This window comes from Peptostreptococcus sp., assembly GCF_036639115.1.
GTDB lineage: Bacteria > Bacillota > Clostridia > Peptostreptococcales > Peptostreptococcaceae > Peptostreptococcus.
Genome location: NZ_JAVWJH010000004.1, coordinates 12,981 through 29,907, shown reverse-complemented (window position 1 = coordinate 29,907; position 16,927 = coordinate 12,981). Strand labels below are relative to the sequence as shown.

General features: G+C 30.1%; 17 protein-coding genes. 6 read left to right on the top strand and 11 right to left on the bottom strand.

Features of this window, described 5'->3' with window-relative positions:
- Positions 1 to 237 precede the first annotated feature (237 nt).
- The 3 genes from purR to RR561_RS05935 all read left to right on the top strand — a co-directional run bounded on the left by purR (position 238) and on the right by RR561_RS05935 (position 2,301).
- Positions 238 to 1,068 carry a pur operon repressor gene (purR, locus tag RR561_RS05945; RefSeq protein ID WP_332506636.1) on the top strand — a complete coding sequence of 277 codons (831 nt, stop codon included), beginning with the start codon at positions 238 to 240 and terminating at the stop codon, positions 1,066 to 1,068.
- Positions 1,069 to 1,239: 171 nt separating this feature from the next.
- The gene (locus tag RR561_RS05940) at positions 1,240 to 1,980 is read left to right on the top strand and encodes a pentapeptide repeat-containing protein (RefSeq protein ID WP_332506635.1); all 741 of its coding nucleotides are present in this window, start codon (positions 1,240 to 1,242) and stop codon (positions 1,978 to 1,980) included.
- Positions 1,981 to 1,998: 18 nt separating this feature from the next.
- Positions 1,999 to 2,301: a DUF898 family protein gene (locus RR561_RS05935; protein ID WP_332506634.1), complete on the top strand. Its 303-nt coding sequence runs from the start codon at positions 1,999 to 2,001 to the stop codon at positions 2,299 to 2,301.
- Between the two features lie 223 nt (positions 2,302 to 2,524).
- On the opposite strand, the gene RR561_RS05930 is transcribed toward RR561_RS05935, so the two are convergent.
- Entirely contained in the window at positions 2,525 to 3,904 is a 1,380-nt protein-coding gene (locus RR561_RS05930; protein ID WP_332506633.1) for an aminopeptidase, read from the bottom strand.
- Positions 3,905 to 4,247: 343 nt separating this feature from the next.
- Between RR561_RS05930 and RR561_RS05925 the strand changes: the two genes are divergently transcribed.
- Entirely contained in the window at positions 4,248 to 4,706 is a 459-nt protein-coding gene (locus tag RR561_RS05925) for a MarR family winged helix-turn-helix transcriptional regulator (RefSeq protein WP_332506632.1), read from the top strand.
- A 51-nt stretch (positions 4,707 to 4,757) separates the two neighbouring features.
- On the top strand, positions 4,758 to 6,287 hold the full coding sequence (locus tag RR561_RS05920; protein ID WP_332506631.1) for an endonuclease MutS2: 1,530 nt from the start codon (positions 4,758 to 4,760) through the stop codon (positions 6,285 to 6,287).
- Between the two features lie 49 nt (positions 6,288 to 6,336).
- Here RR561_RS05920 and RR561_RS05915 read toward each other — a convergent pair whose 3' ends face one another.
- The 4 genes from RR561_RS05915 to RR561_RS05900 are packed head-to-tail and all read right to left on the bottom strand — an operon-like array spanning position 6,337 to position 9,294.
- A complete protein-coding gene (locus RR561_RS05915) occupies positions 6,337 to 7,188 on the bottom strand; it encodes a hypothetical protein (protein ID WP_332506630.1) in 852 nt (283 codons plus the stop codon).
- Complete coding sequence (rsmA, locus tag RR561_RS05910; protein WP_332506629.1) at positions 7,178 to 8,062, bottom strand: 16S rRNA (adenine(1518)-N(6)/adenine(1519)-N(6))-dimethyltransferase RsmA; 885 nt, start codon at positions 8,060 to 8,062, stop codon at positions 7,178 to 7,180. Before rsmA ends, RR561_RS05915 begins: the two co-directional genes overlap by 11 nt.
- Positions 8,063 to 8,077: 15 nt before the next feature.
- Entirely contained in the window at positions 8,078 to 8,614 is a 537-nt protein-coding gene (gene rnmV, locus RR561_RS05905) for a ribonuclease M5 (protein WP_332506628.1), read from the bottom strand.
- A complete protein-coding gene (locus tag RR561_RS05900; protein ID WP_332506627.1) occupies positions 8,611 to 9,294 on the bottom strand; it encodes a DUF1836 domain-containing protein in 684 nt (227 codons plus the stop codon). The genes rnmV and RR561_RS05900 overlap by 4 nt, the downstream gene beginning before the upstream one ends.
- Before the next feature lie 309 nt (positions 9,295 to 9,603).
- Between RR561_RS05900 and trhA the strand changes: the two genes are divergently transcribed.
- Positions 9,604 to 10,248, top strand: a complete 645-nt coding sequence (gene trhA, locus RR561_RS05895) for a PAQR family membrane homeostasis protein TrhA (RefSeq protein WP_332506626.1) — start codon at positions 9,604 to 9,606, stop codon at positions 10,246 to 10,248.
- 285 nt (positions 10,249 to 10,533) lie between these two features.
- On the opposite strand, the gene RR561_RS05890 is transcribed toward trhA, so the two are convergent.
- The 6 genes from RR561_RS05890 to RR561_RS05865 all read right to left on the bottom strand — a co-directional run bounded on the left by RR561_RS05890 (position 10,534) and on the right by RR561_RS05865 (position 16,608).
- Complete coding sequence (locus RR561_RS05890) at positions 10,534 to 12,525, bottom strand: ABC transporter permease (protein WP_332506625.1); 1,992 nt, start codon at positions 12,523 to 12,525, stop codon at positions 10,534 to 10,536.
- Between the two features lie 3 nt (positions 12,526 to 12,528).
- Positions 12,529 to 13,284, bottom strand: coding sequence for an ABC transporter ATP-binding protein (locus RR561_RS05885; RefSeq protein ID WP_332506624.1), 756 nt, complete (start codon positions 13,282 to 13,284; stop codon positions 12,529 to 12,531).
- 219 nt (positions 13,285 to 13,503) lie between these two features.
- Complete coding sequence (locus RR561_RS05880) at positions 13,504 to 14,418, bottom strand: sensor histidine kinase (protein ID WP_332506623.1); 915 nt, start codon at positions 14,416 to 14,418, stop codon at positions 13,504 to 13,506.
- Positions 14,411 to 15,100 carry a response regulator transcription factor gene (locus RR561_RS05875; protein ID WP_332506622.1) on the bottom strand — a complete coding sequence of 230 codons (690 nt, stop codon included), beginning with the start codon at positions 15,098 to 15,100 and terminating at the stop codon, positions 14,411 to 14,413. The genes RR561_RS05880 and RR561_RS05875 overlap by 8 nt, the downstream gene beginning before the upstream one ends.
- 11 nt (positions 15,101 to 15,111) lie before the next feature.
- A complete protein-coding gene (gene proC, locus RR561_RS05870) occupies positions 15,112 to 15,921 on the bottom strand; it encodes a pyrroline-5-carboxylate reductase (protein WP_332506621.1) in 810 nt (269 codons plus the stop codon).
- A gap of 21 nt (positions 15,922 to 15,942) precedes the next feature.
- A complete protein-coding gene (locus RR561_RS05865; RefSeq protein ID WP_332506620.1) occupies positions 15,943 to 16,608 on the bottom strand; it encodes an HAD family hydrolase in 666 nt (221 codons plus the stop codon).
- Positions 16,609 to 16,927 lie beyond the last annotated feature (319 nt).

The following is a 16,927-nucleotide window of genomic DNA, read 5'->3' as shown; positions in this document are numbered from 1 at the left end:
ATCAGCAAGTTCTATTTGCGTGTACTAAATTTCAAATATGTGCATGCTTTTAAATTTAACTAGCTATATTATATCACAAACAAAAAAAAATAGTTGATTTAGCTAAAATAAAAAACAATGCATAATCACAAAACTACATGAATTGGATTAAATATATATGAAGTTTAACATAAAAATATAAGCTCAAAAATGTGAGCTGTAGCAAAATCTTAGTAATTTAGGAGGAAAGAAGGAATTATGAACAATAAATTTAAAAGAAATGAGAGAATAGGTGCTATAGTAAAAATACTATCAGATAATCCTAATAGGATATTCACACTTAGCTTCTTCACCTCACAGTTCAACGCTGCAAAATCAACTATAAGTGAAGATTTGATCGTTGTAAAAAATGTATTTGAAAAACTTCAACTAGGAAAAGTAATTACAATTTCAGGAGCTGCAGGTGGTGTCAAATATATACCTAAGACATCAAAAGAAGAAAATGAAGAATTTCTATGTCAGCTATGCGAAAGAATTAAAGAAGAGGGAAGAATTTTATCAGGCGGATTCTTGTATTTAATAGATCTAATATATGATCCAACCGTAGTTTCAAAAATAGGAGAAATTTTTGCTTCAAACATTGATTATACAGACGTGGATTATATAGTGACTATGGAAACCAAGGGTATCCCAATGGCTCTAATGACTGCTAAGGCTATGAATATTCCACTTGTAATTATAAGAAAAAATACAAAGGTATCAGAAGGCCCTACTATCAGTATGACATATGTAACTGGCACTTCATCTAAAATAGAAACTATGAGCTTACCTAGCAAGGCACTAAAATCAGGTAGCAAGGTAATTATAATTGATGACTTTATGCGTGGTGGCGGTACTATCAAGGGAATGACTGAGCTAATGAAAGAATTTGATACGGAAGTTGTTGGTATAGGCGTGTTTATATCCACTATACAACCTGAAAATAAGCTTGTTTCAGACTATATTTCCTTGCTTGAACTCGATGTTCAGGGTAATACAATACTGGTACATCCAAACCTTAAAACTTTCAATGACGAATATAGAGGATAAAAAGCATGGTTTTTTGGGTATAACTAAAGTACATGAGTAAATTTTACAGATATATACTTAATAAAGCAAAAATTTATAAGTATATTTTTAGAAATGTATTTTTATAAATTACATTTCCTATTTCGTACCCTGGTGTACGATCACTAATTTATATATTAGGAGATGAATATTATGAGAGATTTAAATATCAGTAATTTTTTAAAAGAAATCGAATTATTTAGAGAGTCAAAAAATACAGATAAGCTTTTAGATATGAGAGGAATACATCTAATCAAAGACTCTAAATATGATGAAGATGTTATTAACCTAAAAAACTTTGATTTTAGCTATATTGATTTTTCTTGGTGTGACTTCCAAGATATTGATCTTAGTTATTCAAATTTTTCTTATTCTATATTTGACAATGGATCTTTTAAAAATGTAAATTTTTCCTATTCAAAGCTAGTAGATGTTAGTTTTTTCGGTGCTGACTTGAGAGGGTGCGATTTATCTTTTACAGATTGTGATGGCACTATTTTTACCTCCTCACTTTTAGTAGCTTCTAATTTAGAAGGACTTAAAGATACTGAAAGAACTGTACATTTTAGAATATCATGTCCAGAAACTGGCTACTTCTTTGGATACAAAAAATGTTTTAATGATAGGATGGTCAAGCTTCTAATTCCATCAGATGCTAAGAGATGTTCATCTACTAGTAATGCTTGTAGATGTGATAAGGCTATTACTGTTGCTATTATGGATAAAGATCAGACAGGCTTTTATACTGAAGCGACTTCTTTTGTAGATGAGAACTTTACTTATCGTCTTGGTGAAATGTCATATGCAGATGGCTATCACGAAGATAGATGGCTAGACTCATCAAATGGAATTCATTTTTGGATGAGCTTTGAAGAGGCTCTTAAATATATGTAAGATAAGGGAGGTAGTATTATGCAAGAATCATATTTTGATGGCGGTCTACTTCAGTATGTAGGCTGGACTATACTAGGAACTTTGATTACAGTATTTACACTTGGAATTTGCTTTCCATGGGCTTGTTGCATGATTTATCGTTGGGAAATAGAACATACTGTTGTCAACGGCCAGAGACTCTATTTTGATGGAACTGCTACTCAGCTATTTGGAAACTGGATTAAGTGGTTCTTACTCACAATAATCACTTTAGGAATATATGGATTTTGGTTATTCATAAAATTAAAACAGTGGAAAGTGAAACATACTCACTTTATGTAAAATAAAAAAAGACGTTCATAAATTGAACGTCTTTTTTAATATTCATATCATAAAATAGTACACTTTCTACAGCTAATTATTTTGAATATAATTATTTTCAAACAAACTTTTGATATACTTTGCCTACTATAAGTATTTGCTTTCTGATTCGAATACTCTCCACTTAGTCTATCTCTACTTTTTCATGCAATTTTTCATATATACAAGATACATCCCTTTACAATTATCTTAAGAATGCTTTATATGCTTTTTTTGTCATGTAAGCATCTGCCTTCGATGCCAGCTCAACTGGTGCATGCATCGAAAGCATTGGTGTTCCCATATCTACTACTTCCATTCCGTATTCAGCAAGAATATATGCGATCGTTCCACCACCACCTTGGTCTACTTTACCTAGTTCACCTGTCTGCCAGATTACATTATTTTCTTTGAAGATATCTCTGATCTCTGCAAGGAATTCAGCATTTGCATCGTTACAACCAGATTTTCCTCTTGCTCCAGTATATTTTGACATTGTAATTCCATATCCTGAAATTGACGCATTTTTTTCATCCATTACACCCTTGTGATTTGGATCAATCGCTGCAGTTACATCCGCAGATAGAACCTTAGAATTTGCCATTGCCCTTCTTAGTTTAATATCAGAATAATCATTCATTGTAGCCAATACTTCAGCTACAAAGTTTTCAAAGTACTTTGCTGACATAGAGGTATTTCCTACAGATCCTATTTCTTCTTTATCTACAAATAAACCAACTGCTGTAATTTTAGGATCTTCCACTTCCAAAATCGCCTCTAGATTTGCATATGAACATATCCTATCATCATGTCCGTGAGCTGCTATCATTGCTCTATCAAATCCTACATCTCTTGCCTTTGCTGCTGGAACTGCCTCAATCTCTGCAACTGCAAAATCTTCCTCAATCATATTATATTTTTCTTTTAATATTTCAAGAACCATCATTTTTATAGGATTTTTGTCATCTTTTATCCTATAAGAAGAATGCCCTACAACTATGTTTAAACTCTCAGCATCTACTCCAGCACCTAGAGTCTTTTTATTTTGATCTGCACCTAAATGTGGTAGTAAATCATTTATAAAAAATACAGGATCATCTTCATCTTCACCTATATTTATATTGATTTTTTCTCCTTTTGAATTAATTACAAAACCATGAAGAGCAAGCTGTATTGTAGGCCACTGATACTTTCTTATTCCTCCATAGTAATGAGTCTTAAACATTGCCAACTCACAATCTTCATATAGGGGGTTGGGCTTAAGATCTAGTCTTGGGCAATCAATATGAGATCCCACTATATTCATTCCCTTTTCTAGGTCTTCTCCTACAACCATCAATACTGCTGATTTATTTTTATTATTTAAATATATTTTATCGCCTTCCTTTATTTCTTTTTTAATAGCTTCTTCAAGTGATATAAATCCTTTACTTTTTGCTTTTTCTATTATAAAGTCTGTAGCTTCTCTTTCTGTTTTAGACTTATCTAGGAAGCCTTTATATCTTTTTGCATACTCAAAGATTTCCTTATGCTCTTCCTTATCAATATTTTTCCAAATTGACTCTCTTTTTAATTCTAGTTTCAAAATAACCACCAACCTTTTCTTTTTATTTTTCTAGTAATTACAGTATATACCATTTATAAAAAAATTATCAGTATATATATTATTATCATGCATAAAAATAATACTATACTTTTAAATTATTATTTTTTACGTATCTTATTATGTTTTTTAGACTATTTTTCTTTTCTCTTTTTATTTATTTCTTTATACCCTTATTATATTTTTTTATTTATGCCCTCATATTATTCTATTTTTTTATTAGTTTATTATCTTTATATGATTTCATATATTTTTATTGACATTTATCTTTTTTTAATATACTATAAGAATAGTCCCAAGTCGGACTATATTGAAAGGTCGGTGAATGATGCCAGGTAAGATATCTAAAAAACTAGAACAGATTGATGCTTTATATAGAAATTATAATTTACTCTACCAAAGGCTGGCCAGCCATTTAGGACTTTCTTATAATAAGATGCTAATACTCTATACATTGAATCAAAAACAAATTTGCACGCAGAAATTTATTTCTGATAGTCTTTTTCTTCCAAAGCAAACAGTAAATTCGGTGGTACAAAGTTTATTAAAAGACGACCTAGTATATCTTGAAGTCTCTAAAGAAAATAAAAAGATAAAGAATATATATCTGACAGAAAAAGGAAAGGAATTGGCAAAAGAAACAGTTGATCTTTTGCTTGAATCAGAAATATCTGCTGCAGAAAACCTTAGCGATCAAGAAATTGATTTGTTGGTTAAACTTACAGAAAAACATCTGTATTTTATTGAAAAAGAAATAAATAAAAATTTTAAAATGAATACTTAGTCACATATTTAATTAAAAATTGATGGCTAAGTAAAGAAGAAAGGATAAAAAATGAATAAAACATTAGAATTAATAGGATTTGAAGAAGTGAGATCCTCACTTAAAGAATTCGCATTGACTATAGAAGCAAAGAATAAAATAGATACTATGAAGCCATATGAAAATAAAGAAGATCTATTACATCAATTAAATAATGTTACTAAGGCAAGAGAAATGATTGAAAATATAGGGAAGCCACCACTAGCTCTTATGATAAAAACTAGAGACTTAATAGATAAATGTGAATCAGGAAAATTAATGGAAGCACATGAAATACAAGATATCGGTGATTTTTTAAGATCAGTCAAACAGCTAAAAGAATATTTAAATAAAGGTTTAAAGTATAATGTGAATTTCACTGAATACCAAGAACAGCTTATTTATCCAGAATATGTACATAATGATATCGATCGTTGCATTAAGAGTGGGCGCATTGTAGATGAAGCTTCTAGCAAGCTTTTCAAACTAAGAAAAAAAATTCGAAAGTTAGAACCTCAGCTAAAGATCAATGCTCAGAATACTCTTGATAAAAATAAAAAGTATGCTTCTGAAAACTTTATTGTAAATAGAGATGGAAGATGGTGCGTACCTGTTAAAAAAGAATATCAACACAAAATTTCTGGTATGAAAATTTCAAAGTCATCTACTGGAAATACTATTTTTATAGAACCAAAAGCCGTTACCAAGATTTATGAGGACTATTTTCAGGCTAAATTGGATCAGTATACAGAAGAGGCAAATATAATAAACATCTTGATGAATGATATATCTGAGTTTAGATTGGCTTTACTTGAAAATATTAATATAATTTCAACTCTAGACTTTATATTTGCAAAGGCAAAGCTAAGTATTGATATGAATGCATCTGAAGCTAAAATTAACGATGAAAGATATATAAATATTGAAAAAGCAAGACATCCATCTATCAAAGAAAATTGTGTACCTCTAAACTATTCAATTGGACGTGGATATAGAGGTATTATTATCACTGGTCCAAATACAGGTGGTAAAACAGTCGCAATAAAAACTATCGCACTATGTAGTAATATGGCAAACTATGGATTACATGTACCAGCAGAAAAAGCTGATATTGCCTTTAATACTAAAATATACTGTGATATAGGTGATAATCAGGATATCAAGAAAAATCTATCAACTTTCTCATCACATATAAAAAATGTTTTAGACATAATAAAAAATGTCGATGAAAACAGTCTTGTAATATTTGATGAATTAGGTTCTGGCACAGATCCTACAGAAGGAATGGGAATTGCAATTTCTATTTTAGAAGAGTTGAGAAGAAAAAATTCACTATTTTTGGTTACTACACACTACCCTGAAATCAAGGATTATGCAGACAAACATGAAGAGATTATCAATGCTAGAATGGCATTTGACAGAGAAAATCTAAACCCTCTTTATAGAATAGAGCTTGGAAAATCAGGAGAAAGCTGTGCTCTACATATAGCAAAAAAGCTAGGAATGCCAAAGTACATGTTGGACATTGCCTCAAGATATGTATATGGAGATATCAATAGTTAAAAAAAGAGTGTTGATTGTTTACACAATCTACACTCTTTTATTGTTTTCATTATTTTTTAAATACATCCTTATTTAGATAGTCATACAAATCGGTATACACTTCATAATAAGCTGTATTATCGCCACAATGTACTTTTATAAAATCTTTTCCCATTGTTTGTATAGAGATATTGACACCAGATTTTTTTATTTTTATTGTATAGTTTTGTTTTGACTTACTAAACTCTTTTTCTGGTTGAATTTTTCCAACTTCTCTTTTGTATAGAATCTTATGTATTAGCTCTTTCTTTTTCCATGGCCATACTTTTTTTTCTTCATTATTATGATACAGTTTCATCTCTCCTATTTTATCTCCATTGGTAATAAAATCTACAGATGTATATATCATTCTTCTATACATATTTCTAAAATCTTCTTTATCCGATACAGGTATCTTATAGTATTCCTTCTTATTTCCTGCTGTTACCTGAAAATAGTTGAAATCCGTCTCAAATGTAACATTATTATTTGTTTTACCCTTATTACTTGGATGAAATTCTTCATTCACACCTCTTACTACTACAAAGTTACTCATAGCTCTTTTAAATGCTTCCAAAGTTTCACCTTCAACCTTGATATTGTCTACCTCATCATCAGAGATATACATTTTTTTACTTTCCTTAAATCTCTCAAGGGATCCTTTTTTATTTTCTTGAGCCTTTTTCATCTCTATTTCTTTTTGAACTTCAGTTTTTTCACCGTCATTTTCTACATTCATTACATTAGTAGTATTATTACTACCATGTTTAACTAGATATCCTCTAGCCAGCTTGAAGGAAATAAAATATAGAAGAAAGAATACTATTATCGCAATTATAATTATTGCAGATTTATTTAGTTTCTTTTTTCCATTATTGCCCATGATTCATCCCTTCTATTTTTCTATTTATACAGTCTGATAATCTTGCAAATTCATAAAGACTAAGAGTTTCTCCTCTTCTTTTTTCATCAATATCAGCCTCTTTCAAAGCTTCACCAACTACGGGTTTTTCAAGTATACCCATACTAGTAAGAGAATTTAATAGAGTTTTTCTTCTTTGGCCAAAAGCTGCCTTAACTGTTTTAAAAAATATTTCTTCATTTTCTACCTTGTACTTTTTCTCCGGTCTAACTCTCAATCCAATGACAACTGAATCCACATTTGGTTTTGGAACAAATAAATGTCTAGGTACATTTGTTATTATTTCTGTATCACAATAATATTGGACTGCTACTGATAATGCTCCAAAGGCCTTGCAACCAGGATCTGCATTCATTCTTTCAGCAACTTCTTTTTGAACCATTATTACTATATCAGTCACATTTATATTTTCTTCCAAAAATTTCATAATTATAGGTGTAGTAATGTAATATGGAAGGTTTGCTACAAGCTTTACAGGGCCACCATCTAGATGTTCGTCTATTAATGCTTTTACATCTGCTTTCATAATATCTTCATTTACTACTGATACATTTTCATAATCCTTTAATGTTTCTTTTAATATTGGTATTAGATTTCTGTCAATCTCAACTGCCATTAGCTTATCTACTTTACTTGCCAATTCTCTAGTTAAAGTACCAATTCCAGGTCCAACTTCTATTATTTTGTCGCCTTCACCTGCATTTGCACCTTCTACAATTTCATCTATTATATCATCATCTATCAGGAAATTTTGCCCTAAAGATTTTGTAAATTTAAATTTATGTTTCTTAACTATCTCCATAGTCGCTACATGCGACGAAAGTCTTTTATCCATTTAGTTTCCTTCCAATTATACACATACTTTTTCTACGGCAGATTCAAACTCTTCTCTTGTCACTCCGTAGTGATTTAATCTATTTAAAAATTGTTTTGCATTTCCATAGCCTATTCCTAGTATTCGACCGACTAAGTCTCTTTTTTCTGAAGATTTTTCTCCACCCAACAATCCATGCCTTACAAGATCTTTCTGTGAGAATTCATTTCTTTCATCCTTAGTTTCTGTCCTTACCTTTTCTAAAGCTGCCAAAATACTCTCTGGACTGGCATTTTCTATCCCTATATCTCCATCTTTTATAGCTTCTTCTCTTGGTAAAAATGCATGCTTACACTCTGGAATCTGCGCTGAAATTGTCTTTCTTATCTTTTCACCTGCAAAGTCAGGATCTGTAAATATTATTACTCCTTTTTTTGCTTGTGCTGTCTTTATTCTCTCCATTACTCCCTTAGGAAATCCAAATCCTCCAGTTGCAATAAGCTCACAATCAAGTGCTCTTTTTACAGCTGTTATATCATCTCTTCCCTCTACTACTATTACTTCTTTTATCATTCGTCTTCCCCTCTTATAATTGCTCTTGCTGTCTCACTTAATATATTGGAACAATAACAAAGCATCAATACATCCAAAAGTTTATTTTCATTATCTATTATATCATCTCTTCGCAATGAAGCAATCATATCATCTAGATGTTCATTGACTATTTCATGCATAATATCTTTTTTTGATATGAATTTTTCATATATTTCCTCTATATCCAGCTTTTCTTTGTTTTCCTGAATTTGTTTGAAAGCATCTTCTTTATTAATATTCTCATCAGTTTCAAGAGAGCTATCCTTTTCATCTATCTGCTTATTTTTATCCACAGACTTATCTGTATTTTTAGCTGTCTTTTTAGACTTTTCATTTAAGTTATCCACCTTATCTACAGATTCATCCACGACTTGTTTTATTTCTGATAGACTTAAATTCCTCTTGAGCATACATGTAATCAAAATCATTAATATATGTTCTTTATTATATTTTTTCTTGACCGCTGGCTGTATAATACCACCTTTTGAATAGTTATTGATCATCGTTTTTGTCAGTTTTTGTTCATTTTCATTATATGGAAACTTTTCATCAAACAGACTTAGTACTTGATCCATATAAAGATATATATTTGGTATTTCTTCTATTTTAATCTCTTCTTTTTCTAATAAGTTATATATTATTTCTTTTATATCATACATTTTATCATCTCCAAATCATACTTATAATTTTATTTCTTTAGATATTTGAGGACAAGATCTATACTTTCAGATTTCGACCGTACTTGTATATTATAACATCTATTCTTTATATATTTTCATACAATTTGTTAACAAACACTTATTATACCATGTATTGAAGCTTTACGTTATATTTTTTTGTGCATTCCAATACATATTTTTTATATTTTTTTTGAGTATTTACTTGATATTTTCTTCAAAAAGATATATACTTACTTCATAAGTAGTATTTGATACTACTTACTGTATTTGTTAAAACGAGGTGGGAAAATGAATGTACTAAGAGATCCAATCAGTTCTATAACGCATTTACTTGCAGGAGGACTGTCTGTTATTGCTTTAATATTATTAGTTGCCAAGCAGCTTGTAATTGGAAATGTAAATACAATGTTATTTGTTTCAAGTATTATTTTTGGCGTTTCCATGATACTTCTATATTTTACTAGTGGTATCTACCATGCAATTAGTTCTACTAAAGAAAAAGCAATTGCTGTTATGAAAAAAGTCGATCATTCTATGATATATATATTGATAGCTGGTTCTTATTCTCCATTTTGTCTTTATGTATTGCCCAAGAAAATAGGTGTACCAGTATTTATTATACTTTGGATAATTGCTATTTCGGGAATTACTTTAAAGGTATTTTGGATTAATATGCCTAGAGTTCTATCAACTGCTTTATATATTGGTATGGGTTGGGTTGCTTTATTTGTAATCAAAGATCTATATCTAAACTTAGTTGCACCAGCATTTTTCCTATTAGTACTCGGAGGTGTTCTTTATACTATCGGTGGAGTTATATATGCAATTAAAAAACCAAACTTTAAAAATTGGAATTTCCATGATATTTTTCATATTTTTACTATGCTTGGTTCTCTATCGCACTTCTTACTAGTATTTTTATACCTTATATAAAATACTTTTACATAAGCCAAACAATTTTAAAATAATATATGTATTTCTTAATTTGAGATACAAAAAAAGGAATTCCAGCCCCACGCTTTTTGGAATTCCTTTTTTCTTTGTCGTAAATTTTGAATTTTTTATAAAGCGCAATATTACACTTTATAGCTTATCGTTTGTAAATTTCAAGTCACTCTTATTTGCATCTTCTTGTTTGCAAATTCTAAGCACTCTTCTTTATATCTTCTTGTTTGCAAATTTTTAAATCATTCTTTAAGATTAATATATACTATAAATTTATTTTACTATCTTGTAATATATATTAGATGTTATCTTGAATATCAATAAATATATCACTGCAAACAATCCAATTACTAATGCAATATTTATTCCATATTTATAGTATCCATATACACCAAACAGTCCTAACAATTGATATACTATTTTGGATGCTACCAAAGAGTGAATTAAGGCAACTATCAGCGGTATGAAAAACATCCAAACTATCTGAGTTTCGGCTGTCTTTTTGATCAATTTATCAGGCAAACCAACCTTTTTCATTATCTGATATTGTTTTCTATCTTCGTATCCTTCTGATACTTGCTTGTAATAAGTGATTAATATCGTACCAATTAAGAATATTAGACCTATCATAATACCTAGGAATAAAAATCCTCCATTTAACTGATATATAAATTGAGCAAGATCTGCTTGCGATTTTACAAATACCTCTTTATTTGGAATATTTTTCTCAAGATTTTTAAAATAATCCTTAGATGAATTTTCTACATTCCAAGCAGTATATAAATTTATCTGAGACGGATTCCACTTCCCAGTGTCAATATCCTTTACCTTATAGAAGTTTGCCATCTCTACTAACTGTTCATATGATGGAACTATTATTTTATATGACTCTACCGCAATATTTCCTGGTATATCCATATCTTTTACTTCCATATCATAGGCCTTGCCCATCAAGTTTATTCTTCCCATTCCCTTAATCATATTCTTATTGTTTGCAGCAATCAATACCTGATTATCTCTTAGCTTGATATTTTGCCCCATTTCCTGATTATAAGAATCCAATGTAGAAACTATTATATAGCACGATAGTTTGCCCTCTGAACTTGTTGAGTCTGTGGATACAACGCTATCTCCATCCTTATATACAAAAGTCATCATCTCTTCTTTTGAATATATTTTGCTTACTTTCTCATCTTTTTCTAGGTTTTCTTTCACTATTTTTTCAGATTTTGCTACTTTATTAGCTACATCTTCTTTGCTATCATAGACTGTAGCACCTTTATATGGCTCCATAGTATATTCTCTATTCATAGTAGTGTATATTATAGAGTCCATATTTTTATATATTGTCAGAGTCGCTGACAGAGTGATAATTACACCCGTGCAAAGCACTGCTATACTGGCAAGTCCTAGAGCATTCCCCTTCATTCTATACATCATTCCTGATATAGATATAAAATTTTTATCCTTATAATAATTCTTTTTATTTTTTTTCATAATCTTTAATACGACTATGCTAAATGATATGAATAAGAAATAAGTAGCAAATATTACCAAAAGTGAAGCTACAAAGAATATTCCCAAACTTTTTAGAGTTCCTTCTGTATAAAGAGCTAAAAAATATCCCCCAGCTAATAAAGCTAGTCCCACAATAGTTAAAAGCAACTTTGATTTCGGTTCAGTGTCTCCTTTATACTGCTTTGAAAGTAGTTCCATTGGAGATGACTTACTTATATTTTTAATATTTAATAGATATACTACTATAAATATCAGTAAAATATATACCAATGTAATTACTAAACCATATGTAGAAAATGGATAGTTAGAAAGCTTTGCTGAGCCACTATCTATCAGTTTATTCACCATTAAAAACATAAACTTACCTAAAACAAAGCCGCCTATTATACTTATTAACGTTGTTATTACAAATATTATCGTCTGTTCAATAAATATTATTTTTCTAATATGCTTTTTTTCTAATCCCAAAATTGCATACAAGGCAAACTCTTTATTTCTCCTCTTCACCAAAAACCTATTTGCATATAATATGAAAATAAAAGAAAATATTCCTATTATTACTACACCAAAATTCATAAGTATTGGCAAAGATTGATGTCTCGTTTTTACATACTCATTCTGAGAAAGACATATCATTATATTAAAGAGTGCTATCATTATACTGCTTGAAAGTATGAAGGGTATAACAAATATTTTATTTGCCTTCATATTTTTTAAGGCAAATTTACTTGCTAATTTAGTGCCCATGTTTTACACATCCCTTCTATTTAGTACAGATTGTGCTTGTGAGATTTTTTCCATAAAATCATTTATACTTTCATCCTTAGCTCTGTATATTTCATGAAAAACTATGCCATCTTTTATAAACATAACTCTCTTTGCATATGCTGCACTTCTCAGAGAATGTGTAACCATCAATACCGTCTGACCATTTTTATTTATTGATTCAAATAGTTCCATAATATTTTGCGATGATGAAGAGTCTAATGCTCCAGTAGGCTCATCAGCAAGTAATATACTTGGCTTTGTTATTATCGCTCTTGCTATTGCTACTCTTTGCTTTTGCCCACCAGATACTTCATAGGGATACTTTTCTAATATCCCTTCTATACCTAGTATTCCTTTTATCTCATCTATCCTTTTGTCCATTTCCTTATAATTTACATCAGAAAGAACAAGAGGCAGATATATATTATCTCTATTAGAAAAGCTATCCAATAAATTGAAATCTTGGAAAACAAATCCCAACTCACTTCTTCTAAACCTTGCTATTTGACTTTCCTTAAGAGTAGTTATATCTTTTTCATTAATTATTACATTTCCTTCTGTCGGTCTATCCAGAGTAGAAACCATATTCAAAAGAGTTGTTTTGCCACTACCAGATTCACCCATTATTGCTATAAACTCACCTTTTTCTACGCTAAAATTAATATTTGATAGGGCTTCTGTCATTGCTCCATTTTTCCCATATATTTTCTTTAGATTTTTCACTTGTAATATATTCATTGTTTACCTCCATATTTTCTTCTTTGTTTTATCTTAATTACATTCTATCAATTATTTAAAAAGGCTGCATTTATTTTATATTACAAAAAGGGGATTAACCTTACAAAACTGAAAGATTAGTCCCCTTAACTATATTACTGGTATTTTTTTATATTTTATATCACTGATTCAAATCAAATATTTAAATATCTAGTAGCAAACTATAAAAATAAATATATTTTACAGTTTTATATTTATATCTTTTCTTCCAAAGTTTATAAAAAAAGAACTTCCCTCACTTAATACCGATTTGACATCTATTTTAATAGATAGTTTCGATGAAATTTCTTTTGCCAGAAATAGACCTATTCCACTAGATTTTTGATTTAATCTACCATTAAATCCAGAGTAACCTCTATCAAATATCTTAGGAATGTCCTCTGACCTAATGCCTATACCTGTATCCTTTATTTCAAGGGAGTTTCTTCCTCTATGATACATTATAGACACCTTACCACCGACAGAATACTTAATAGCATTTGATATTATCTGCTCTATTAGTATGCTCAACCATTTTGAATCAGTTAATACTTCATCTTCTATATCTTCATATTCAAGGGTAATTCTATTAGATATAAATATTATAGAATACTTTTTCAGTATTGGCCTTATTATTTCGTCTAGTTTAACTTTTGCAATATCCATATCTGCTTCTGGATCAGATATTTTGAGAAAAGTAAGGGCCATATTAGTATAATCTTCTATATAAAAAAGTTGTTTTTTTATTGCTGATTTATCAATTTCATCAATGTCTATCAATAAATTAGCTGCCGTAATTGGTGTTTTTATTTGATGTATCCACATCAAAAAATACTCTTGAGTATATCTCTTATTTTCTATTATTTTATTTTTTAATGCAGTATTTTCTAGTTCAAATTCTTCTAGCTTTTCTTTTGAACTCAGTTCTTTCTTATACATAAAATAAGAAACGAGTATATATACTGCAAGTGTCAGTAGTATAATTTGAAAGCCCAAATACAGATAGCTTCTATCCAAATCTGCCATAATAAATATAAGCCAAAATACCAACATCGAAAATATAGTTGCCGAAATATATTTCAATTCTTTTTTCAATACTTCTACAAACCTACTCAAACCAAGCTCCTTCCTTATTTAGATAATATCCCACACCCTTTTTTGTCTGAATGAAACCATCTAAATTTATTGAAGCCAATTTTTTTCTAAACCTTGCTATGTTGACAGCCAAGGTATTGTCATCTATAAAATTGTCACTTTGCCAACACTTGTCCATGATTTTTTCTCTTGAGGCAACAGCTCCTTGATCTCTAAATAAAGCCTCTGCTATTAACATTTCCGTTCTTGTAAGAGTTATTTCTCTATCTTCATATTTTATTTTGGCTTCTGCTAGAAACAATTGAACCTTTCCAAACCCCACAAAATTTATCTCATTTGTAAAGTTATAACTTCTTCTAAGGAGAGCTTGTATCTTTGCTATTGTTACATCCATATTTATAGGTTTTGTAATATAATCATCTCCACCAAACTGCATAGCCATTACAATATCCATGTTCTCACTCTTAGAAGATATAAATATTATTGGTACATTAGAAAACTTTCTTATTTCTTGACACCAGTAATACCCATTAAAATATGGAAGCATAATATCTAAAAGCACTAACTGTGGATTAAAATCTCTAAATTCAGACATTACCTCACTTAAGTTATCAACACAATGAACTTCATATCCCCAATGTTTCAGCTCTTTTTTCATAGACTTTGCTATTATTTCATCGTCTTCTACAATCATTATTTTCATAAGTATATCACCTATTTCTGTTTAGTCATCTCTTTTGATGCTTCAACACAAGCCAATTGTCCCTTCATTACCACACCCCTAAGACCATTTTCTTCCAAAACATCTACAGCCTTAATTGTTGTTCCTCCTGGAGAGCATACCATATCTTTCAATTCACCAGGATGTTTCTTGGTTTCTAGAACCATCTTAGCTGCTCCATATACAGACTGAGCCGCAAATTCATAAGCTTGTTTTCTACTCATTCCACTTACTACTGCTGCATCTGCCATAGCCTCTATAATCATAAATACATATGCTGGTGAAGATCCGCTTACACCTATAACAGCATCTATCATAGATTCCTCTACTACTTGCGTTTTTCCAAATGAGTCAAATATTTCCTTAGCATCTTCAATATCTTTTTGTGTTACATTTGAATTTGGAGATAGTGATGACATTGCCTCACCTACAAGTGCAGGAGTATTTGGCATGGCTCTTATAATTTTTTTATCATCTCCAATTCTATCTTCTATTTCATCTATTGTCACGCCTGCTGCTACAGATATTACTAACATTTTGCTATCTATTCCTTCCGTAACATCATCTAGAACTCTTCCTATCATATTTGGTTTTACTGCCAAAATTATTACATCCGAAAATATTGCTACTTCCTTTGAACTTAAGCTTGTATTAATTCCAAACTCAGAGGATACTTGATCTATAGTAGACTGACTTCTTGCTGATGCCATTATATCCTTTCTTGCTAGTATTTTAGATGATATTACACCACCTAACATAGCTGTACCCATATTTCCTACGCCTATAAATCCCAATCTTTTCATAATTTTCCTCCTATACTTTATCTATTTATTATTTTCTTCCAACCATTCTATTACTCCCAAGAGATCATCATATATTGCCACTGTATCTCTTTTCATATCTTCGGTAGGCTGTTTCATATCTACTACGTTGATACATACAAACCCACCTCTTCTAGCAGCCTCAACCCCTGCAGGAGAATCTTCTATTACTAGACACTCTTCTGGCTTTAAATTTATCTTTTTTGCTGCCCTTAGAAATATTTCTGGATCAGGCTTTGAGTGAGTTACCTCATCACCATACATAAATGCCTCCATATGTTCATATATACCCTCTTTTTCCAATCTTCTCTTGGCTCTTTTTTTTCTAGTGGACGTTGCAACTGCTTTTTTATATCCGTTTTTTTCTAGATAATTTATTATTTCAAACACACCTGTCTTTACTGGTATATCCCCACTATCTAGATACTCAACCATGTCTGATACTTTTTCTTTTGAGATAGCTCTAAAATCTATGCTAGGATCTTTGTAAATTTCTTCTAGACCACTGATTACACCTTCTGCATTCCTTCCCATTACTTGTGAATATATTTCATTATCCATATGATGTCCATGCTTTTTCATAGTCTTTGTCCAAAACTCTGATGAAATTCTTTCGGTATCAAATATTACTCCATCAACATCGAATATTACTCCCTTTATTTTTTTCATATTTTTCCCTTCATAACATACAATAACATCTAGATTGTCTTTATTTTATATAATTAGTAATTACATAACTTTTCAATCAATTTATCTTCATATCTAAGAATATCATTTAAATTATTTTTTTTCAATCTTACTGATAACATCATTCTATATTTTTAGCTATCAATCTTTCTTTTATGAGACTTATAATTAAAGACATTACTTAAATATTGTTTTACATGTCTGTATTTTACATTTTTACATTTTTACATTTTTACATTTTTACACTTTTACACTTTTACACTTTTACACTTTTACACTTTTACACTTTTACACTTTTACA

Bases quoted from the DNA above. Each gene is read 5' to 3' on its own strand.
- RR561_RS05935 (WP_332506634.1), top strand. From the start codon at position 1,999: ATGCAAGAATCATATTTTGATGGCGGTCTACTTCAGTATGTAGGCTGG.
- proC (WP_332506621.1), bottom strand. From the start codon at position 15,921: ATGAAAAGATTGGGATTTATAGGCGTAGGAAATATGGGTACAGCTATG.
- RR561_RS05875 (WP_332506622.1), bottom strand. From the start codon at position 15,100: ATGAAAATAATGATTGTAGAAGACGATGAAATAATAGCAAAGTCTATG.
- RR561_RS05900 (WP_332506627.1), bottom strand. From the start codon at position 9,294: ATGTATGATATAAAAGAAATAATATATAACTTATTAGAAAAAGAAGAG.
- RR561_RS05890 (WP_332506625.1), bottom strand. From the start codon at position 12,525: ATGGGCACTAAATTAGCAAGTAAATTTGCCTTAAAAAATATGAAGGCA.
- purR (WP_332506636.1), top strand. From the start codon at position 238: ATGAACAATAAATTTAAAAGAAATGAGAGAATAGGTGCTATAGTAAAA.
- rsmA (WP_332506629.1), bottom strand. From the start codon at position 8,062: ATGGATAAAAGACTTTCGTCGCATGTAGCGACTATGGAGATAGTTAAG.
- RR561_RS05865 (WP_332506620.1), bottom strand. From the start codon at position 16,608: ATGAAAAAAATAAAGGGAGTAATATTCGATGTTGATGGAGTAATATTT.
- RR561_RS05925 (WP_332506632.1), top strand. From the start codon at position 4,248: ATGATGCCAGGTAAGATATCTAAAAAACTAGAACAGATTGATGCTTTA.
- rnmV (WP_332506628.1), bottom strand. From the start codon at position 8,614: ATGATAAAAGAAGTAATAGTAGTAGAGGGAAGAGATGATATAACAGCT.
- RR561_RS05915 (WP_332506630.1), bottom strand. From the start codon at position 7,188: ATGGGCAATAATGGAAAAAAGAAACTAAATAAATCTGCAATAATTATA.
- RR561_RS05885 (WP_332506624.1), bottom strand. From the start codon at position 13,284: ATGAATATATTACAAGTGAAAAATCTAAAGAAAATATATGGGAAAAAT.
- trhA (WP_332506626.1), top strand. From the start codon at position 9,604: ATGAATGTACTAAGAGATCCAATCAGTTCTATAACGCATTTACTTGCA.
- RR561_RS05940 (WP_332506635.1), top strand. From the start codon at position 1,240: ATGAGAGATTTAAATATCAGTAATTTTTTAAAAGAAATCGAATTATTT.
- RR561_RS05920 (WP_332506631.1), top strand. From the start codon at position 4,758: ATGAATAAAACATTAGAATTAATAGGATTTGAAGAAGTGAGATCCTCA.